Below are 16,441 nucleotides of genomic sequence, written 5' to 3'. Positions count from 1 at the left end.
GGCTTTCCCCCGGACGGTCAGGGCGTGAGGCCGAAGTCCGCGCCGGAGTAGACATGACGTCCGCGCGGCGCCGGCTGCGCGAGATGGCGGCGCAGCGTGGCGGGCGGCAGGCCGGGGAGGCCGAGCAGGGTGAAGAGGCGCTGCGCGGTGGCGGCCGGGGCGCGGACGAGGTCGTCGTAGTCGACGGGGATGTGGGTGACGCCGGGTGGGGGCGCGGCGGTGAAGGCGGACAGCCGGGCGGCGCCGAGTCGCAGGGCGCGGTCGATCTGCCGGCCGATCTCATGGGGATCGGTACGGTCGCTGCGCTTGCGGCGGGCGTGCAGGGTGAGGCTGCACGTCGAGGCGGTGGCGTGCCGGGGGTCGCGGCGCAGCTCGATGAGGGTCAGATCGGGGTAGGCGGCGGCCAGGTGCGGCAGGTACCAGATGTGGGAGGGGCATTTGAGCAGCAGGCGCGCGCGGAGGGCGGCCGGGCGGCGGGCGAGGATCGTCCCGATCTGGCGGCGGTGGAGCCGGTAGGCGTTGGTGAGGTCCTGCTCCAGCAGCCAGTCGGCGTAGCTGGGGACGCGGTAGCCGAAGAGGCCCAGGACCGTGTTGTGGAAGGCCGTCGTCATCAGGTATTCGCACTCCTCCGGCCCTTCGGCTGCCATGAGGTGGATGTCCCGCATGGCCGGGGCCGCCGTGTAGTAGGCGGTGACATGGTGGCGGGTGGCCTCGATCAGCGCGGAGTCGGTGACACCGGGCGGGCAGAGCGGGTGCATCAGCTCCCACAGCCGTGGCGCGTGCAGACCGGGGTGATGGGCCAGCAGGGTGTGGAGGAAGGTGCTGCCGCTGCGCGGTGGGCCGGTGATGACGACGGGGCGGCCGGGCAGGGGTGTCGGCGGGGGGATCCGTGGAGGGGTAGGTGGAGGGGTCGGCGGGGCGGGAGGGCGGTGCAGCAGCAGCCGGTTGACCAGGGCCGATGTGAGTGTCGTACGGGCTTCGGCGCGGCCGTGGGCGTTCAGGCGGGCTTCGGCGTTCAGGGCCTCGGTGAGCCGGTCCAGCGCTTCGCGGTAGGAGGGGTCGCCGAAGTCGTCCAGGCCGGTGGCCGCGGTGGCCCGGGCATGGAGGTCCGCCGGGTCCAGCGGCTTCACGCACGGCCTCCGGAGTGCTTCCGGGCTGCTTCCCGTGCCCTGGCGCGCCACAGGTCGCGCAGCCGGATGACGACATCGCGCAGGTCGGCGGGGCTGGTGCGGGGGTTGACGGTGCAGATCCGGAAGGCCCGGCGGCCGGTGGCGGTGGTGGGCATGACCATCGCGCCGCCGTCGTTCGCCAGGTCGGAGGCCGCCAGGTCCACACAGCTCTCGGGGACCTCGTACCCGTCCGGTGGTACACAGCGGAAGGTCAGGACGGCCAGGCTCGGCGGGGTGACCAGTTCGACGCCGGGCTGGGCGGCGATGAAGCGGCCCAGTTCCCGGGCGTTGGCGAGACCCCGGCCGACGGCTTGGACGAAGGCGTCGGAGCCGAACATCTTCAGCGAGAGCCAGAGTCTGAGCGCCTTGAACTCACGGGTCTGCTGGATGCCGAAGTGCAGGAAGTCGACCCCGCCGCCCGTCCCGGTCCCCGTTCCCGTCTCCGTCTCCGTTCCCGTCTCCGCGTCCGGGTGCTCCCCGGACGGGCCCAGGAAGGGGGGCAGGGAAATGCCGAAGGTGCGCCGCAGCAGGGCGGGGGAACGGAGCAGTACGCACCCGAGTTCCGCGGGCTGGAAGAGCCACTTGTGCGGATCGACGGTGAGCGAGTCGGCGAGGTCGAGGCCGCCGAGCAGGGACCTGCCCTCCTCGGTGAGGGCCGCCGCCGCGCCGAACGCCCCGTCCACGTGCAGCCACAGCCCCTCGGCCCGGCAGAGGGCGGCGAGTTCGGGCAGTGGGTCGATCGCGCCGGTGCTGACCGTGCCCGCGTTGGCGATCACGGCGAAGGGCCGCAGCCCGGCGCGGCGGTCCGCCGCCACCCGCGCCGCCAGCGCTACCGCGTCCAGCCGGGAGGAGCCGCCCGTCGGCAGGCACCGCACCCGGCGGGGGCCGACTCCGAGCAGGCGCAGGGCGCGCGGGACCGAGAAGTGGGTCTGGTCGGAACAGTACGCGGTGCCCTCGCCGATCCCCTCCTCGCCCAGGATCTCGTCCCGGGCCACGGTCAGGGCGGTCAGATTGGCGGTCGAACCGCCGGGCACGAGCAGTCCGCCCGTCCCCTCGGGCAGCCCCATGAGCCGGGCCAGCCAGCGGATCGCGGTCACCTCGACGGCACTGGACACCGGGCCGGTCAGCCGCCAGCCCGTCGGCACCGCGAACCCGGTCGCCAGCGCCGACGCCAGCACGCCCGCGTAGGTGCCGGGGCTGGGGACGAACGCGAGGAACCTCGGGTGGTCCGGGTGCGCGTTGCCCCGGCGGAGCAGGCCGAGTGCCTCCTCCAGCAGCCGTTCCGGGTCGTGCGCCGCCACCGGCAGCGGCTCCGTGAGCAGCCGCTCGGCCCAGTCACCGGCCGCCCGGTCCGCCACCGGTCCTCCCCCGGGCCCGGTGAGATGCTCGACGATCGCGTCCACCACCCGGTACCCGAGCGTCCGCATGGTCTGCTCCGGCAGCCGTAACTCGTACTCCGCAGACACCCTCGGCCTCCCCCATCGGCTGGCAACGGCGCGCGGCGCCCCAGGCGCCGCCTCTTCGCCCGGGGCGAGTGGTCACCGTCCGCTGCCGCGGGCCGCCGCAGTCGGGACACCCGCGAGTCCGGGCATCTACCCGTCCGCCCCTGCCCTGAACCATCGGCACCCGGCCCGGACACCCGCTGCCGATGTCCTGCCGATGCGTGCGCGGAGCGGTGGGGGACGTGATACTGGGTCCGGCCATCCGGGAGGCGGGTGGTGTTCCGCGCGGGCGACGTCATGAGGATGGCTGCCGATGGATCTGCGTCTGAAGGACAAGGTCGCCGTGGTCACCGGGGGAAGCAAGGGCATCGGGCTCGCCGTGGCCGAGGCGTTCGGCCGGGAGGGCGCGCGTGTCGTCGTCGGCAGCCGTACCGGGACACCCGGGCTCGCCGCTCTGCGGGAGAGGTACGACACCGTCTTCGTCCCGGTGGACTTGGCCGCGGCCGACGGCGCGGACCGGCTGATCGGGGCCGCGGCGGACCGGCACGGCCGGGTCGACGTGCTCGTCAACAACCTCGGTGTCACCAGCCCCCGCAGCGGCTTCCTGGATATCGACGACGACGCGTGGGAGCGGGTGTTCGGGCTCACCTTCTTCAGCGCGGTCCGCGCGAGCCGGGCGGCGCTGCCCCATCTGCTCGCGGGCGGGGCCGGAGCCATCGTCAACATCACCTCCGTCAACGCGCGGCTGCCCTTCCCCATGGTCGTCGACTACTCCGCGGCGAAGGCCGCGCTGTCCAATCTGACCAAGGCGCTGTCGGAGGAGTTCGCCCCGCGCGGTGTCCGGGTCAACGCCATCGCGCCCGGCCCGGTCCGTACCCCGTTCTGGACCGACCCGGGCGGCTTCGCCGACGCCGTGGCCTCCGAGGCGGGAGGCACCGCCGAGGCGGCCCTCGACGAGGTCGTACCGCGCACGATGGGCATCTCCACCGGCAGGATCACCGAGCCCGGGGAAGTCGCCGATCTCGCCGTCTTCCTGGCCTCCCCCAACGCCGGGAACATCACGGGCGCCGAGTTCATCATCGACGGGGGTCAGATCAAGACCCTCTGAGGACGTGCAGAGCCCGGAGCCCGGGGCAGGCGCACGTCCGGACCCGGGGGCGCGGGCCGGGCCCCTGCCGCCGCGTCCGGCGTCCGGCGTCCGGCGTCCGGCTCCGACGGCCGCCGACCGCCGACCACGCGGTATACGCCGGTGACGGGTGTCACCACACCGATCACCGGCGTATACCGGCCGATCGTCGACGAGCGTTTCGGACGTTCTTCCGGACGGCAGAGTTGTCATGGGCTGAACTGATGTTCTGATTCTGGCGCGACCTATTGCGGTGGTGACCGCCAGTGCCTACCTTGCCCGCCAGGCCCGCGCGACACCGCCGTCACCGGGTACCGGACAGGAAGGAGTGGCGTGACGCTCTGGGAGTATCTGCAGAGCCGACAGGACGTCCTCGTCGCCCAGACCCAGGAGCACGCCGGTGTCGTCGTCGTGTCGATGGGGATCGCGACGGCGATCGGCGTGCTCGTCGGAATCCTCACCTACCGCACGCCACGCCTGAGTTCGCTCGCGGTGTCGCTCTCGGCCGCGGCCCTGACGATTCCGTCCTTCGCCCTGCTCGGGCTTCTCATCGGACCGCTCGGCCTGGGCTATGTGCCCAGCGTCGTCGCGCTGGTGATCTACGCGCTGCTGCCGATCGTCCGCAATACGGTGGTCGGTCTCGCGGAGGTCGATCCCGCGCTCACCGAGGCCGCCCGGGGCGTGGGCATGGGGCGTCTGCGGATGCTGGCCACCGTCGAGTTCCCGCTCGCCTGGCCGGTGATCCTGGCCGGTGTCCGGGTCTCCACCCAGATGACCATGGGTATCGCGACCATCGCCGCCTATGTCGGCGGCCCCGGCCTAGGCCATCAGATCTTCGACGGGCTCGCGGGCCTCGGTGGCGTCAACTCCACCAACCGGGCCGTGGTCGGCACGGTCGGTGTCGTGCTGCTGGCCCTCTTCTTCGACCTCGTCCTTGTGCTCTTCGGGCGGCTCACCGTCCCGCGCGGGCTCGCGCCCCGCCGTATCCGGACCCCCAACCCGCGCAGGAGCGTGCATGCCTGACCAGCCGATGATCAGCCTCCGGAAGGTCTCCAAGTCCTACCCGGGCCAGCCCTCCCCCGCTGTGGCCGGGTTCACCCTGGACATCGCGGCCGGGGAGATCCTGGTCCTGGTCGGCCCGTCAGGGTGCGGCAAGACCACCACCATGCGGATGGTCAACCGGATGATCGAGCCCACCTCGGGCTCCATCGAGATCGACGGCCGCAATGTGCTGGCACTGGACCAGAACGAGCTGCGGCGCGGCATCGGCTACGCGATCCAGCAGGTCGGCCTCTTCCCGCACATGACCGTCGCCAGGAACATCGGCCTGGTCCCCCGGATGCTCGGCTGGAACCGCAAGCGGATCGAGGAACGTGTCGACGCGCTGCTCGATCTGATCGGCCTCGGCCCGGAGTTCCGCGACCGGCTGCCGCGCCAGCTCTCCGGCGGCCAGCAGCAGCGGGTGGGCGTGGCCCGCGCCCTGGCGGCCGATCCGCCGGTGATGCTGATGGACGAGCCGTTCGGCGCCACCGACCCGGTCACCCGGGACCGGTTGCAGAGCGAGTTCCTCAGGCTCCAGGAGACCCTGCGCAAGACCATCGTCTTCGTCACCCACGACTTCGACGAGGCGATCCGGATGGGTGATCGCATCGCCGTCCTCGCCGAGGGCTCGCGGATACGCCAGCTCGACACCCCGGAGGCGATCCTCGCCCGCCCCGCCGACGAGGTCGTCGCCCGCTTCGCCGGAGCCGGTTCCTCGCTCAAACGGCTCGGGCTGCGGCGGCTCTCCGAGGTCGACTGGGACCCGGTCCCCGCGCAGGCCCCGCCCGCCGTGCTCGGCGCCGACGCCACCCTGCACACGGCGCTGGACACCATGGTCGCCACCGCCTCCACCCGGATCGGCGTCCTCGACGCCGAGGGCCGTCTGCGCGGAGAGGTCGGGATCGAGGCGCTGATGCGGGCGGTCGCGGAACCCGCGGCCCTGCCGTCCGGCGGTGCGGTGTGAGCACCCGGCTACGGCGCCACCTCACCACTCCGGCCGTGATCGCGACCCTGCTCGCCCTGCTCTACGTCTGGGTGCACGCCCGCCCGTTGGACTCCATCGAGCAGCGCACCCTGAACCCCACGTACATCACCGACGCGGTGACCCAGCATCTGTGGCTGACCTCGGTCTCCACCGTGCTGGTCCTGGTGCTGGCCCTGGGCGGGGGCATCCTGCTCACCCGGCCCGCCCTGCGCCGACTCGCCCCGCTGGTCACCGGTCTGGCCAACATCGGCCAGGCGGCCCCGGCCATCGGACTCCTGGTGCTGCTCTCGCTCTGGTGGGGCATCGGCTTCGGCACGGCGGTCATGGGCATGGTCGCGTACTCCGTCCTCCCGGTGCTGCGCAACACCATCGTCGGCATCCAGCAGGTGGACGCCCCGGTCGTGGACGCGGCCCGGGGGCTCGGGATGGGCTCGTCGGCCGTTCTGTTCCGGGTGGAACTCCCGCTGGCCGTGCCGGTCATCCTGGCCGGTATCCGTACGGCGCTGGTGTTCAACGTGGGCGTCGGCACGCTCGCCACCTTCGTGAACGCCGGTGGGCTCGGCGACATGATCGTCAACGGCATCAAGCTCCAGCGCACCCCTGTCCTGGTCACCGGAGCGGTCCTGGTCGCCTCGCTGGCCCTGCTCATCGACTGGCTCGGGTCCGTGGTCGAGGACCGCTTCCGTACTCGCTGAGCCCGCGGTTCCCCCCGTTCGCCACCCATCTGTGAACTCGCCGCCCGTCTGTGAACTCGCCGCCCATCTGTGAAGGGGACACGATGCCCTTGCGCCGCCGTACCGCCGGAGCCCTCGCGGTGCTGGCCCTTCCGCTGCTGCCGGTCGCCTGCTCCACCCATGTCACCACCGACGCCAACAGCGGTGCCACGGCGGCCGTGGGCTCCGGCTCGATCAAGGCCGACGCGGCGCTGACGGGCCGGACCCTCACCGTCAGCTCCAAGGACTTCACCGAGAGCATCGTCCTCGGCCAGATCACCAAACTCGCCCTCCAGGCGGCCGGCGCCAAGGTCAAGGACAAGACCAACATCAAGGGCAGCGCCAACACCCGGGCGGCGCTGACCTCGAAGGAAGTCGATCTGTACTGGGACTACACGGGCACCGGCTGGATCATCTACCTCAAGCACACCGACCCGGTGAAGGGCGCCGCGGCCCAGTTCAAGGCCGTGGCCGACGAGGACAGGGCCAAGAACGGCGTGCGCTGGCTGACTCCCGCGCCCGCCGACAACACCTTCGCCCTCGCGGTGCTGTCGGCCAAGGCCCGGCAGTGGAAGCTGACGTCCCTCAGCGACTTCGCCGCCTTCGCCAGAAGCCGCCCGGCCGACGCCACCGTCTGTCTGGAGAGCGAGTTCTCCACCCGCAACGACGGCTGGCCGGGCCTGATCCGCGCCTATGGGATCGACATCCCCAAGAGCAATATCAAACTGGTGGACACCGGTGTGGTCTACACCGAGACCGCCAAGGGCACCACCTGCAACTTCGGCGAGGTCTTCGCCACCGACGGGCGCATCACCAACCTCAAGCTGACCACCCTGGAGGACGACAGGCAGTTCTTCCCGGTCTACAACCCGGCGCTCACCCTGCGCACGGAGACCGCCGACAGCTATCCGTCCATCGGCCAGATCATGGCGCCGATCGCGGCCAGGCTCGACAACGCCACCCTGCGCGGCCTCAACGCCCAGGTGGCCGTCGATGGCCTGCCCCCCGACCGGGTCGCCGAGGGCTGGCTCAAGAAGAACGGTTTCATCGGATGAGCGACGAGAAGTCCGGCCGCTTCGGCCACCAGGTCATGATCGGCGAGTCCTTCGTCGGCAGCGGCCCGCACGCCGCCCATATCAATACCGTGCTCGGCGGGCGGGGCACCGCCGCCGAGACCGCCTGGGCCACCGCGCTGGCCACCCCACGGGCCGGTTTCACCCCGTTTGTTACGGTGCTACGGCCCAGCCTGCCGGTCAAACCGCTGACCCTGTTCGTCAATAAGGCGGAGGTTCGGGGGGACACCCATGCCGCGCTGACCTGGGGAGCAGCCCAGGCCGGGGTGGCCGGTGGGGTCGCCGACGCGGTGGCCGAGGGGATCGTCCCGGCCGAAGCGGCCGACGATCTGCTGCTGATCGCGGCGGTGTGGGTCGACTGGGCGGCCGAGGACGCCGAGGAGGTCTACCGCAACAACCGGGCCGCCACCCGGGCCGCCCTGGCCGCGGGGGTCGCGGGCGCCCCCGGCATCGCCGAGGTGCTGGCCGCGCGTGACCAGGTGTCCAACCCCTTCTTCACCCCGGCCGGGCCCGGACGGCAGACCGGAGCCGATCCCGGAGAAGGCGGGTGACGACCGCCGCGTCACGGCCGGACCGGGCGGGGCCCGGCGCCGGGCGGCCGCTCCCGGCGGCCCGGGGTCCGGTCCCCCGTGGCCGCCCGACCGCCACCACCGCCCGGGGCGGGGCCCGCTCCGGGGCCGGGGCCGCCGGTTCCGGTTCCGGGTCTGGCTCTGGCTCTGGCTCCGGGTGCTGCCCGGCCACGGCGAGGTGAGGGGCCGGGCACCCGCCCCGCCGCCCCCCGAGGCGCGCGGGGCCGCCTTCACCGGCCCCACCCGCACACACGTCCCGCACATCGCACACGTCGCACACGTCGCACACGTCCAGGCCGGGCAGCTCCGCTCACGCGGTACGGGAGCGTCACCGTGGTCCGTTCGTGGGCGGGCGTCGGCCTGGCCCGTACGGCGCTGTCCGGAGGTCGCGCGCGGAGATCCCCGCCCGGTGCCGCGGTGACCCTCCTCCCGGGAAGGGGGAATGCCCACAGATCGCCCACCAAGCCCACGAAGCCCCCGCGGCCTCACCACCGCCCACCGGCTCCGCCGAAAGCCACGCGGCGGGACGGCGTCGAACGGTCCGGAACGACAGCTTCGACGCCGGTGACACCAGCACTCCGTTCGGCGGGTCCAAGAGCTCCAGCCCCGGTCACGACACATCCCTGTCCGCCCTGGACGGCCACCCCGTCCTCAAGACCACCTGGATCGGCCTTGTCTGAGACCCCTGAAATCCCTGAGACTTCCGAGATTTCCGAGACCGCTGAGACCGCTGAGACATCTGAGAGCCCCAGGGCCCCGGGAAGGTCCGACACACCCGGAACCCCTCCCACCGTCGGATTCATCGGACTCGGCCATATGGGCGGGGCGATGGCCCGCAATCTGCTCACGGCCGGATTTCCGGTCACCGTCCACGACATCCGCCGCGAGGCCGCCGCCGCCCACCTCGCCGCCGGTGCCGACTGGGCCGACAGCGCCGCCGACTGCGCCGCCGCCGTCGATGTCCTGATCACCATGCTGCCCGGCCCCCGGCAGGTCGAGGCCGTCCTCCTGCACGCCGGGGCCGCCGCCGCACTGCGGCCCGGCAGCACCTGGATCGATATGTCGACCTCCGCTCCGGCGACCGCCCGCCGCATCGCCGAGCAGCAGCTCGACGGGCGCGGCGTCCGGCATCTGGACGCACCGGTCAGCGGCATGGCCAAGGGCGCCGAGGCGGGCACCCTGCAAATCTTCGCCGGTGGGGACGCCGCTGTGTACACGGAGCTGCGGCCGGTCCTCACCGCCATGGGCGATCCGGAACGGATCTTCCACGTCGGCCCGCGCGGCACCGGCTACACCGTCAAGCTGATGATCAACCTGCTCTGGTTCTCCCATCTGGTCGCCACCTCCGAGGTGCTCACCCTGGGGGTCAAGGCCGGGGTGGACCTGGCGGTGCTGCGCGATTCGCTGATCGCCAGCCCCGCCAACAGCAACTTCCTGGAGCACGACATCCAGGACCTGCTGACAGCCGGTGACTACGACGAGTCCTTCGCGATGGCCCTCGCCTGCAAGGATCTCGGACTCGCCGTCGATCTGGGCCGCGATGTCGGCGTCCCGGTCGAACTGTCGGCCCTGGTCGAGCAGATCTACCGGCGGGGACTCGCCCAGTACGGCGGTCCGGCCGGCGAGATGATCCCGGTCCGGCTCTACGAGGAGCTGGCCGGGATCGAACTGCGGATACCGGCCGGACCGGGAGATGCGCGATGACCGCCACCCGCACCGCCCCGACGCCACGACTCCACCCCCGACCGAGCAGGAGGACACCCCGCCCATGACCCTCCGCACCGAGCGAGACGTCCTGGCCGCCGTCCCCGACGGCTGCCTCATCGACGGCGTCTGGCGGCCCACCGCCACCGTCTTCGACGTCCATGACCCGGCCACCGGCGAGGTGCTCGCCCAGGTCGCCGACGCCACCCCCGCCGAGGCCGCCGAAGCCCTCGACGCCGCCTGCCGGGCGCAGCCGGGCTGGGCCGCCACCCCGCCCCGGCAACGCGCCGAGCTGCTGCGCCGCGCATATGATCTGCTGCTGGCCAGGGCCGACGACTTCGCCCTGCTGATCACTCTGGAGATGGGCAAGCCGCTCGCCGAGTCCCAGGGGGAGGTCCGCTACGCCGCCGACTTCCTGCTCTGGTTCAGCGAGCAGGCCGTACGGATCGGGGGCGAGTACCGGCTCGCCCCCGACGGCGGCAGCCGACTCGTCACCACCCGGCAACCGGTCGGGCCCTGTCTGCTCATCACCCCGTGGAACTTCCCCCTGGCGATGATGACCCGCAAGGTGGGACCGGCCCTCGCGGCGGGCTGCACCGCCCTGCTCAAGCCCGCCGAGGAGACCCCGCTCAGCTGTCTGCTCCTCGCCCAGGTGCTGATCGAGGCGGGCCTGCCCCCGGGTGTGATCGGCCTGCTGCCCACCGGCAAACCGGCGGAACTGGTCGGTCCGCTGCTCGCCGACGCCCGGCTGCGCAAACTCTCCTTCACCGGCTCGACCGAGGTGGGCCGGGAGCTGGCCGCCGCCTCGGGGAAACAGCTGCTGCGCAGTTCGATGGAGCTGGGCGGCAACGCCCCGTTCCTGGTGTTCGAGGACGCCGACCTCGACGCCGCCGTCGCGGGCGCGCTCCTGGCCAAGCTCCGCAACGGCGGACAGTCCTGTGTGGCGGCCAACCGCTTCCTCGTGCACGAGACGGCGGCCGAGGAGTTCGTCGAACGGCTGACCGAGGAGATGTCCGCGGTCCGGCTCGCCCGGGGCACCGACCCCCTGGCCCGGCTCGGGCCGGTGATCAGCGAAGAGCAGCGGGACCGGATCGCCCTCCTGGTCTCCGACGCCGTCGACCGGGGCGCGAAGGTCCACACCGGCGGGGCCGAACCGGCGGGCCGGGGCTGGTTCTTCCCGCCGACCGTACTCTCCGGGGTGCCGGGGGACGCCCTGATGGTCCAGCAGGAGATCTTCGGTCCGGTCGCTCAGGTCCAGCGCTTCACGGACGAGGCGGACGCGGTCCGGCGGGCGAACGCCACCGGGTCCGGTCTTGTGGGCTACCTCTACACCCGCGACATCGGCCGGGCGCTGCGGGTGGCGGACGCCCTGGAGTGCGGCATGGTCGGTGTCAACCGCGGCCTGGTGTCCAATGCCGCCGCCCCGTTCGGCGGGGTCAAGGATTCGGGTCTCGGCCGCGAGGGGGGCTTCGAGGGGATCGACGAGTATCTGTCGACGAAGTATCTCGCCGTCGACCTGGGCTGAAGCCCGCCGCCGGCCCGGGCTGAAGCCGGCCGTCGGCCCGGGGTGACGGCGGTGGACGGGCTGCCTCCGCCTCCTGCTGGGCCACCGGCGGGTGCCTGTCCCCCGTTGAAGCGGCCGAGGGAGCGGAACGGCCGCTCCCCGCCGTGTCTCAGGCCGGGCCGCGCGGCGGGGACTCCGGCGGCGCGATCACGTTGGTGACGTCCACCGTCCGGCGCAGGGCACGGGCGATGCGCACGGCGTCGTCCACCGCCCAGAAGTGGATGAAGAACAGCCGTGGTGTGTCCCGCAGATGGTGGTTGTGCAGTTCCACCAGGCTGATCCCGCCGCGCCGCAGGGCGCCGATGACGTCGTCGACCTCGTCGGCGGTCACCGCGCAGTCGCCGTGCAGGGCCGCCCGTCCACCGCCCACCGGCTGGAAGACGAACGCCGTGGTCGCCCCGAGCCCGGGAGGCAGCACCAGATGACTGTCCACGACCTTCTCGGCTCGGATGAAGGCCGCTTTGTAGATTCCGTCAACGCCGGAGCCCTTGATTCCGAGTGCGGTGTCGATTCCGTCCGTGTCCAGGTCGATCGGTCCGGTCGGCGGTGGAGCGGGCGGCGGGGTCGCGGTCCGGTCGAGCCCGGCGCGTACGCCGCGGGCGATGGCCACCGGGTCCTTGCCATGGGCGTGGATATGGGTCCACCAGATGTCGGGGTGGTGGGCGAGCAGGTGTTTGTGGATGGCCGTCTGGGCGATCCCGTGCCGCTGGAAGGCGTCGGTCACCGCCTGGAGCTCGTCCTCGGTGACCACGATGTCGCCCATGGCCATGGTGGAGCCGTCGGCGTACCGGGCGAAGGCCACGTGCGAACCCAGCGCGAGCCCCGGGGTGACCCTGACGCCGTGGGAGAACACGCGGAGGTCCGAGCGGTTGAAGGCCGTGTGGTAGGTGACGCCCCGCAGCAGACTGCCGTCGCGGCCCAGGACCCTCGCCACCGCCGCCCAGTCCGCCTTGGCGGAGGGCACCGGCTCGATCAGCGCATGGCCCCCCGGGCCGCCCCCGGCGGGCATGGCGGCGGGGAGCGCGTGGGCGGCACCACCGCCCATTCCCGCCAGCACGGGGGTCAGCGCGCCCGCGGCCAGTATGCGCCGCCGTGACGTGCCGTGCCGCCGGTCTTCACCTCGTTCGGACGCTTCGGATGCTTCAACCGTTCGAGCCATGACGTATCACTTTCACGAAAAGTCATGAGAATGCGAACGTAACATCACCTCATGCCGCCAACCCCATGAACATCCGCCAATCGGGCACACGGGGCCACACGGGGCGGTACCGGTGATCGACTACTGCGGTCCCTCGTTCATCGGTGCCGTGGGGCTTCCTCGGCGAGCCGGTCGGCGAGCCGCTGTATCGCCGACCGGATGCCGTGGCCGTAGTCGTCGTCGCCGAGCGCGTCGAGGTGTTCCTGCGCCCGGGCCAGATGGGTGCGGGCCTGCGCGGTGTCTTCGAGCCTGTGGAAGTCCGCGGCGAGGTTGAGATGCAGGGACGGGTAGAACCCGCGGATGGCCAAGGAGGCGTCGTGCTGCCTGGCCCGGTCGTCGGTCACCGAGGCGGCGGCGTCCAGGGCACGCAGGTCCCAGGCCAGTTCGTCCCGCGGGTCCGGCTGGAGATCGGCCATGTAGTGGGCGAGGACACAGCGGTGGAACGGGTCCCCGTCCGGGGCGATCTCCGCCCAGATCTCGCCGAACCGCTCCCGGGCACCGTCGGTGTCGCCCGTGCGCTGGAGCTCCATGGCTTCCTCGATGCGCTTCATCGTCTTGTCCTCGGTGGTCACGGCGGCCTCTCCAGCGCTTGTCGGCAATTGGTCGAAAGCGTAGGGGCGGCCACTGACAATCGGCCGGGACCAGGGGCTAGTAGAGGTCGTCGAGGCGGAGCGGCGCGGGTGGGGGCAGGGGTGTGCCGTCCGTCGGCGGGCAGGACTGGAGGAAGTAGGCGAGCAGGCGGCGGGACGCGGCCGGGGAGTCCCCGGGCTGGGCGGGGCTGCCGCTGGCCGCCGGCCTCGCCGACCAGGGCCGCCTCACCGTCCCGCTGCACGCCGTGTTCCCGCTCGGGGAGACCGCCGCGGCCCATGACGCCAGCGCCACCGGCCACGCGCGCGGCAAGATCGTCATCACCGTGCCCTGACCCGTCATCCCGTGCCCTGACAGCGGTACGGGAGAGCGGTCGGGTCGAGCGATCCGCCCGGCCGCCACCGGCCTTCGCACGCGAAGGGGTGTCCGACCGGTGCGCGCCGGTCGGACACCCCTTTGCATGGCCTCCGGAAGCCTCGCCGCGGCGGAGCCGCCTGGCTGTCGGAGGACATGGGCGATCGGACAGGGGTCCCGGCTCCACTCCCCCCTCCTGGGCGGAGTCATGGCCCCTGCGCGATCTCAGCGGATCAATGGATCAATGGATCAGCGGGTGCATCGGATCGCGGCGTTGCCCCCGTAGTAGCCGGGTGCGAGCCGGTAGGACTCGGCGTAGAGCAGTACACACTGCTCATGGAGGTATCCGCTGATCAGCGCGGACCGTCGGGCCATGTTCTCGGCTTCCCGCTTGGCTTCCTTGGGGCTGTTCTCGTACGCGAAGCCCGTGAAGGTCTGCGTCTCTTGGACGCCGACGCCAGCACCGGCGCTCGCACCGGAACCGGCGTGCGCGACGGACGGCATGAACGCGGCGAGGCCCGCGAGAGCCAGGGTGACGCCGCCCCGGATGAGTGTCGAGGTCATATCGATATCTCCTTCTTGGTGAAAATCGGTGTGATACAGGGTGATTCAGCGCTGGCAGAACAACTCGGCGACCGCGGAGTACAGACCTCCGCCGACCGCCCTGACGCTGGTCGCGCGGACATAGCACTGGTTCGCCTGCCAGCCGGAGGACTGGGCGACCCCGTAGGCCATGCCGACCGCCGCGCTCACCGCCTGGCTCTGGGAGACGCCCATGGCGGAGCCGGTGAAGGTCCGCACCTCGGCCACGGCGACGGACTTCTGCGGGGCGGCCCCGGCCGGGGCCGCCTGGGCGGACGCTGCGCCTCCGACGAGGCATGCCGTCGCGGTGACAGCCACCGCGACGGAACGCAGAGACCGCGGAGAACGCAGAGACCGCGGGGAACACAGTGAACTCAGGGACGAGCGGGCCACAGGGACTCCTCGATGGTCGCTTCTGCCGAGTGGTCGGCTTGACGATCAACAGCTTCGGGAGCCCGGCGGAACACGACAAGCGCTGGGGGCACTGGTGTAACGGTGGAACCATTCCACCCCTACTGACGTGGGAATACTCAACAAGGGTGGAACGCCGCCCTGAAACGCCGGGGGGCTGGAACGGTTGAGCGCGCTGGAATCGGACACCGAGGCGTTCGCACGTCGGCTGCGGGAGATGCGGGAGGCGTCGGGGCGCAGCTATGCGGCTCTGGCCCGCCGGGTGGGGGTCAGCCCCGCCACGCTGTACCGCTACTGCTCCGGTCGGACCGTGCCGCTGGAGTTCGCCCCGGTCGAACGGCTGGCCCGGCTGTGCGGCTGCCGGGACCAGGAACTCGTCCCGCTGCACCGCCTCTGGGTGCTGGCGGACGGGGAGCGCCGCAGACGTCAGGCGGCGGCTGCCGGGGGCTCGGGCACATCACCGGAGATGTCGTCAGGGGCGGGGCGCGGCGGGGTCGCGCCGGGGGACGGCGCTGCGGCGGCGGTGCCCGAAGCGCGCCGAAGATCCCAAGAACCCCGAGCCCCCGAAGCCGCCGAAGCGGTCGAAGCCCCCGAAGTCGCCGGAATCACCGAAGCGGTCGGAATCACCGAAGCCGTCGCCGGAGCCTCGGGGAGTGCGGGGACCGCCGCCGTGAGGGCTTCCCGCGAGGCCGGCACCGTCCCGGAGGAGCGGCCGGAGGCGGCCGGGTACACCGTGCCGCCGGGGGTGCTGCGGCGTCGGCACCGGACCGCTCGCGCGACTGGACTGATCGCCGTCGCGTCCGTCCTCGCGCTCCTCGTCCTGCCCGCGTTCGAGCACTCGCCGTTCCTTTCGGGCGGGACGGGAGGCCCGGGGGGCCCGGAGCGCGCCGCCGCCCCCCGGTACCCGGACGGCGCCGTCCCGTTCGCGGTCACCGGGCCCACGCCCTTCTTATCGGCTCCGCCCTCGCGGTCCGCGCCGCACGCCCCGTCCGCCTCGTCCGCCCCGTCCGCCCTGTCCTCACCGGCCGCTCGTTCCGCTCCGTCCGCTCCGTCGCGAACGGCTGCTTCCGGGCCGTCGGCCGGTCCCTCCGGCTCCGTGGGTCCGAGCCGCACCGGCGGCCCCGCCGTATCCCCGGAGCCCGGCGGCGCCCCGGGGCGCCCAGCGGGCCCGCTGCCGTTCGCCTGGGACGTCGACCAGCATCTGTGGGCGGGCGACTGCAACCACTCCTACATCGTCGACCGCGCACCGGCGGCGGTCCCCCCGCCGCCCTCGGTGTCCGACGCCGAGCCCTGGGCCCGCTCCCTGGACGCGGTGCACGGAGGCGACACCCTGCTCAGGGTGACCCTTCAGGGCCGCGGTGAGGAGGCGGTGGTGCTTCAGGGGCTGCGCGTCCGGGTGGTCGCCCAGCGCCCGCCGCTGCGCCGGAACGTCTACGGCATGGGCATGAGCTGCGGAGGCACGATGACCCCCCGGACGTTCGACGTCGACCTCGACGCCGCCCGCCCGGCGGCCCGTCCCATGCCCGGCAACGACGCCGGGGTGGAGATCCCCGCCCTCTCGTTCCCGTACCGGGTCTCGGTCCGGGACCCGGAGGTCCTGCTCGTCACCGGCCGCACCGTGGCATGCGACTGCGACTGGTACCTGGAGCTGGAGTGGAGCAGCGGCGACCGTTCGGGGACCGCGCGGATCGACGACGCCGGGCGGCCGTTCCGTACGAGCGGTGTCCAGGACGGGCCCGCCCATCTGTATGACACCCGCGCCGGACGGTGGTTCCCGGTCGGGGAGGAGGCCCCGGGAGAGGCCCCGACCGCCCCCTCCGGCGGCAGCCCCCGTCCGGACGGCCCGGCGGACCCCGGAGCGCTTCCGGGCCCGGCGCTGTGACGGGCCCGTGGCGCGCCGGGCGACACGTTCCGCTGCGTGT

The 16,441-nt window shown here is 72.6% G+C and carries 15 protein-coding genes and 1 pseudogene; 10 read left to right on the top strand and 6 right to left on the bottom strand.

The window, feature by feature from the left end; genetic code table 11:
* Positions 1-17: 17 nt before the first annotated feature.
* Both CRV15_RS32940 and CRV15_RS32935 read right to left on the bottom strand, forming a co-directional pair.
* Entirely contained in the window at positions 18-1,130 is a 1,113-nt protein-coding gene (locus CRV15_RS32940) for a sulfotransferase family protein (protein WP_003952939.1), read from the bottom strand.
* On the bottom strand, positions 1,127-2,635 hold the full coding sequence (locus CRV15_RS32935; protein WP_003952938.1) for a pyridoxal phosphate-dependent decarboxylase family protein: 1,509 nt from the start codon (positions 2,633-2,635) through the stop codon (positions 1,127-1,129). The genes CRV15_RS32940 and CRV15_RS32935 overlap by 4 nt, the downstream gene beginning before the upstream one ends.
* A 289-nt stretch (positions 2,636-2,924) precedes the next feature.
* On the opposite strand from CRV15_RS32935, the gene CRV15_RS32930 reads away from it, so the two are divergent.
* The 8 genes from CRV15_RS32930 (at position 2,925) to CRV15_RS32890 (ending at position 11,347) form a co-directional block, all read left to right on the top strand.
* Complete coding sequence (locus CRV15_RS32930; RefSeq protein WP_003952937.1) at positions 2,925-3,719, top strand: SDR family NAD(P)-dependent oxidoreductase; 795 nt, start codon at positions 2,925-2,927, stop codon at positions 3,717-3,719.
* Positions 3,720-4,070: 351 nt separating this feature from the next.
* Positions 4,071-4,760 carry an ABC transporter permease gene (locus tag CRV15_RS32925; RefSeq protein WP_003952935.1) on the top strand — a complete coding sequence of 230 codons (690 nt, stop codon included), beginning with the start codon at positions 4,071-4,073 and terminating at the stop codon, positions 4,758-4,760.
* A gap of 7 nt (positions 4,761-4,767) precedes the next feature.
* A complete protein-coding gene (locus CRV15_RS32920; RefSeq protein WP_009999404.1) occupies positions 4,768-5,742 on the top strand; it encodes an ABC transporter ATP-binding protein in 975 nt (324 codons plus the stop codon).
* Positions 5,739-6,458 carry an ABC transporter permease gene (locus CRV15_RS32915; RefSeq protein WP_003952933.1) on the top strand — a complete coding sequence of 240 codons (720 nt, stop codon included), beginning with the start codon at positions 5,739-5,741 and terminating at the stop codon, positions 6,456-6,458. Before CRV15_RS32920 ends, CRV15_RS32915 begins: the two co-directional genes overlap by 4 nt.
* 89 nt (positions 6,459-6,547) lie before the next feature.
* Positions 6,548-7,531: a glycine betaine ABC transporter substrate-binding protein gene (locus CRV15_RS32910; RefSeq protein WP_003952932.1), complete on the top strand. Its 984-nt coding sequence runs from the start codon at positions 6,548-6,550 to the stop codon at positions 7,529-7,531.
* Positions 7,528-8,100, top strand: coding sequence for a formaldehyde-activating enzyme (fae, locus tag CRV15_RS32905; RefSeq protein ID WP_003952931.1), 573 nt, complete (start codon positions 7,528-7,530; stop codon positions 8,098-8,100). Before CRV15_RS32910 ends, fae begins: the two co-directional genes overlap by 4 nt.
* 819 nt (positions 8,101-8,919) lie before the next feature.
* The gene (locus CRV15_RS32895; RefSeq protein ID WP_078564620.1) at positions 8,920-9,822 is read left to right on the top strand and encodes an NAD(P)-dependent oxidoreductase; all 903 of its coding nucleotides are present in this window, start codon (positions 8,920-8,922) and stop codon (positions 9,820-9,822) included.
* A 64-nt stretch (positions 9,823-9,886) separates the two neighbouring features.
* Positions 9,887-11,347, top strand: a complete 1,461-nt coding sequence (locus CRV15_RS32890) for an NAD-dependent succinate-semialdehyde dehydrogenase (RefSeq protein WP_009999402.1) — start codon at positions 9,887-9,889, stop codon at positions 11,345-11,347.
* A gap of 148 nt (positions 11,348-11,495) precedes the next feature.
* Here the strand turns inward: CRV15_RS32890 and CRV15_RS32885 are convergent, their stop codons facing one another.
* Positions 11,496-12,545: a DUF1259 domain-containing protein gene (locus tag CRV15_RS32885; protein ID WP_003952928.1), complete on the bottom strand. Its 1,050-nt coding sequence runs from the start codon at positions 12,543-12,545 to the stop codon at positions 11,496-11,498.
* A 137-nt stretch (positions 12,546-12,682) separates the two neighbouring features.
* On the bottom strand, positions 12,683-13,156 hold the full coding sequence (locus CRV15_RS32880) for a hypothetical protein (RefSeq protein ID WP_003963393.1): 474 nt from the start codon (positions 13,154-13,156) through the stop codon (positions 12,683-12,685).
* A 170-nt stretch (positions 13,157-13,326) separates the two neighbouring features.
* Here CRV15_RS32880 and CRV15_RS32875 point away from each other — a divergent pair.
* A pseudogene (locus tag CRV15_RS32875) lies at positions 13,327-13,506 on the top strand (zinc-binding dehydrogenase); the annotation flags it as partial.
* A gap of 269 nt (positions 13,507-13,775) precedes the next feature.
* Here the strand turns inward: CRV15_RS32875 and CRV15_RS32870 are convergent.
* Together CRV15_RS32870 and CRV15_RS32865 are read right to left on the bottom strand one after the other, a co-directional pair.
* Positions 13,776-14,090, bottom strand: coding sequence for a hypothetical protein (locus CRV15_RS32870; protein ID WP_003952925.1), 315 nt, complete (start codon positions 14,088-14,090; stop codon positions 13,776-13,778).
* Between the two features lie 45 nt (positions 14,091-14,135).
* Positions 14,136-14,426 (bottom strand): hypothetical protein, encoded by a 291-nt coding sequence (locus CRV15_RS32865; RefSeq protein ID WP_003963392.1) that lies wholly within the window; start codon positions 14,424-14,426, stop codon positions 14,136-14,138.
* Between the two features lie 259 nt (positions 14,427-14,685).
* Between CRV15_RS32865 and CRV15_RS32860 the strand changes: the two genes are divergently transcribed.
* Entirely contained in the window at positions 14,686-16,401 is a 1,716-nt protein-coding gene (locus tag CRV15_RS32860; RefSeq protein WP_009999398.1) for a transcriptional regulator, read from the top strand.
* Positions 16,402-16,441: the final 40 nt, after the last annotated feature.

It is taken from the genome of Streptomyces clavuligerus, from assembly GCF_005519465.1.
Taxonomy (GTDB): Bacteria; Actinomycetota; Actinomycetes; order Streptomycetales; family Streptomycetaceae; genus Streptomyces; species Streptomyces clavuligerus.
This window is presented reverse-complemented; position numbering and strand designations above follow the sequence as displayed.

Bases quoted from the DNA above. Each gene is read 5' to 3' on its own strand.
- CRV15_RS32930 (WP_003952937.1), top strand. From the start codon at position 2,925: ATGGATCTGCGTCTGAAGGACAAGGTCGCCGTGGTCACCGGGGGAAGC.
- CRV15_RS32920 (WP_009999404.1), top strand. From the start codon at position 4,768: ATGATCAGCCTCCGGAAGGTCTCCAAGTCCTACCCGGGCCAGCCCTCC.
- fae (WP_003952931.1), top strand. From the start codon at position 7,528: ATGAGCGACGAGAAGTCCGGCCGCTTCGGCCACCAGGTCATGATCGGC.
- CRV15_RS32890 (WP_009999402.1), top strand. From the start codon at position 9,887: ATGACCCTCCGCACCGAGCGAGACGTCCTGGCCGCCGTCCCCGACGGC.
- CRV15_RS32885 (WP_003952928.1), bottom strand. From the start codon at position 12,545: ATGGCTCGAACGGTTGAAGCATCCGAAGCGTCCGAACGAGGTGAAGAC.
- CRV15_RS32870 (WP_003952925.1), bottom strand. From the start codon at position 14,090: ATGACCTCGACACTCATCCGGGGCGGCGTCACCCTGGCTCTCGCGGGC.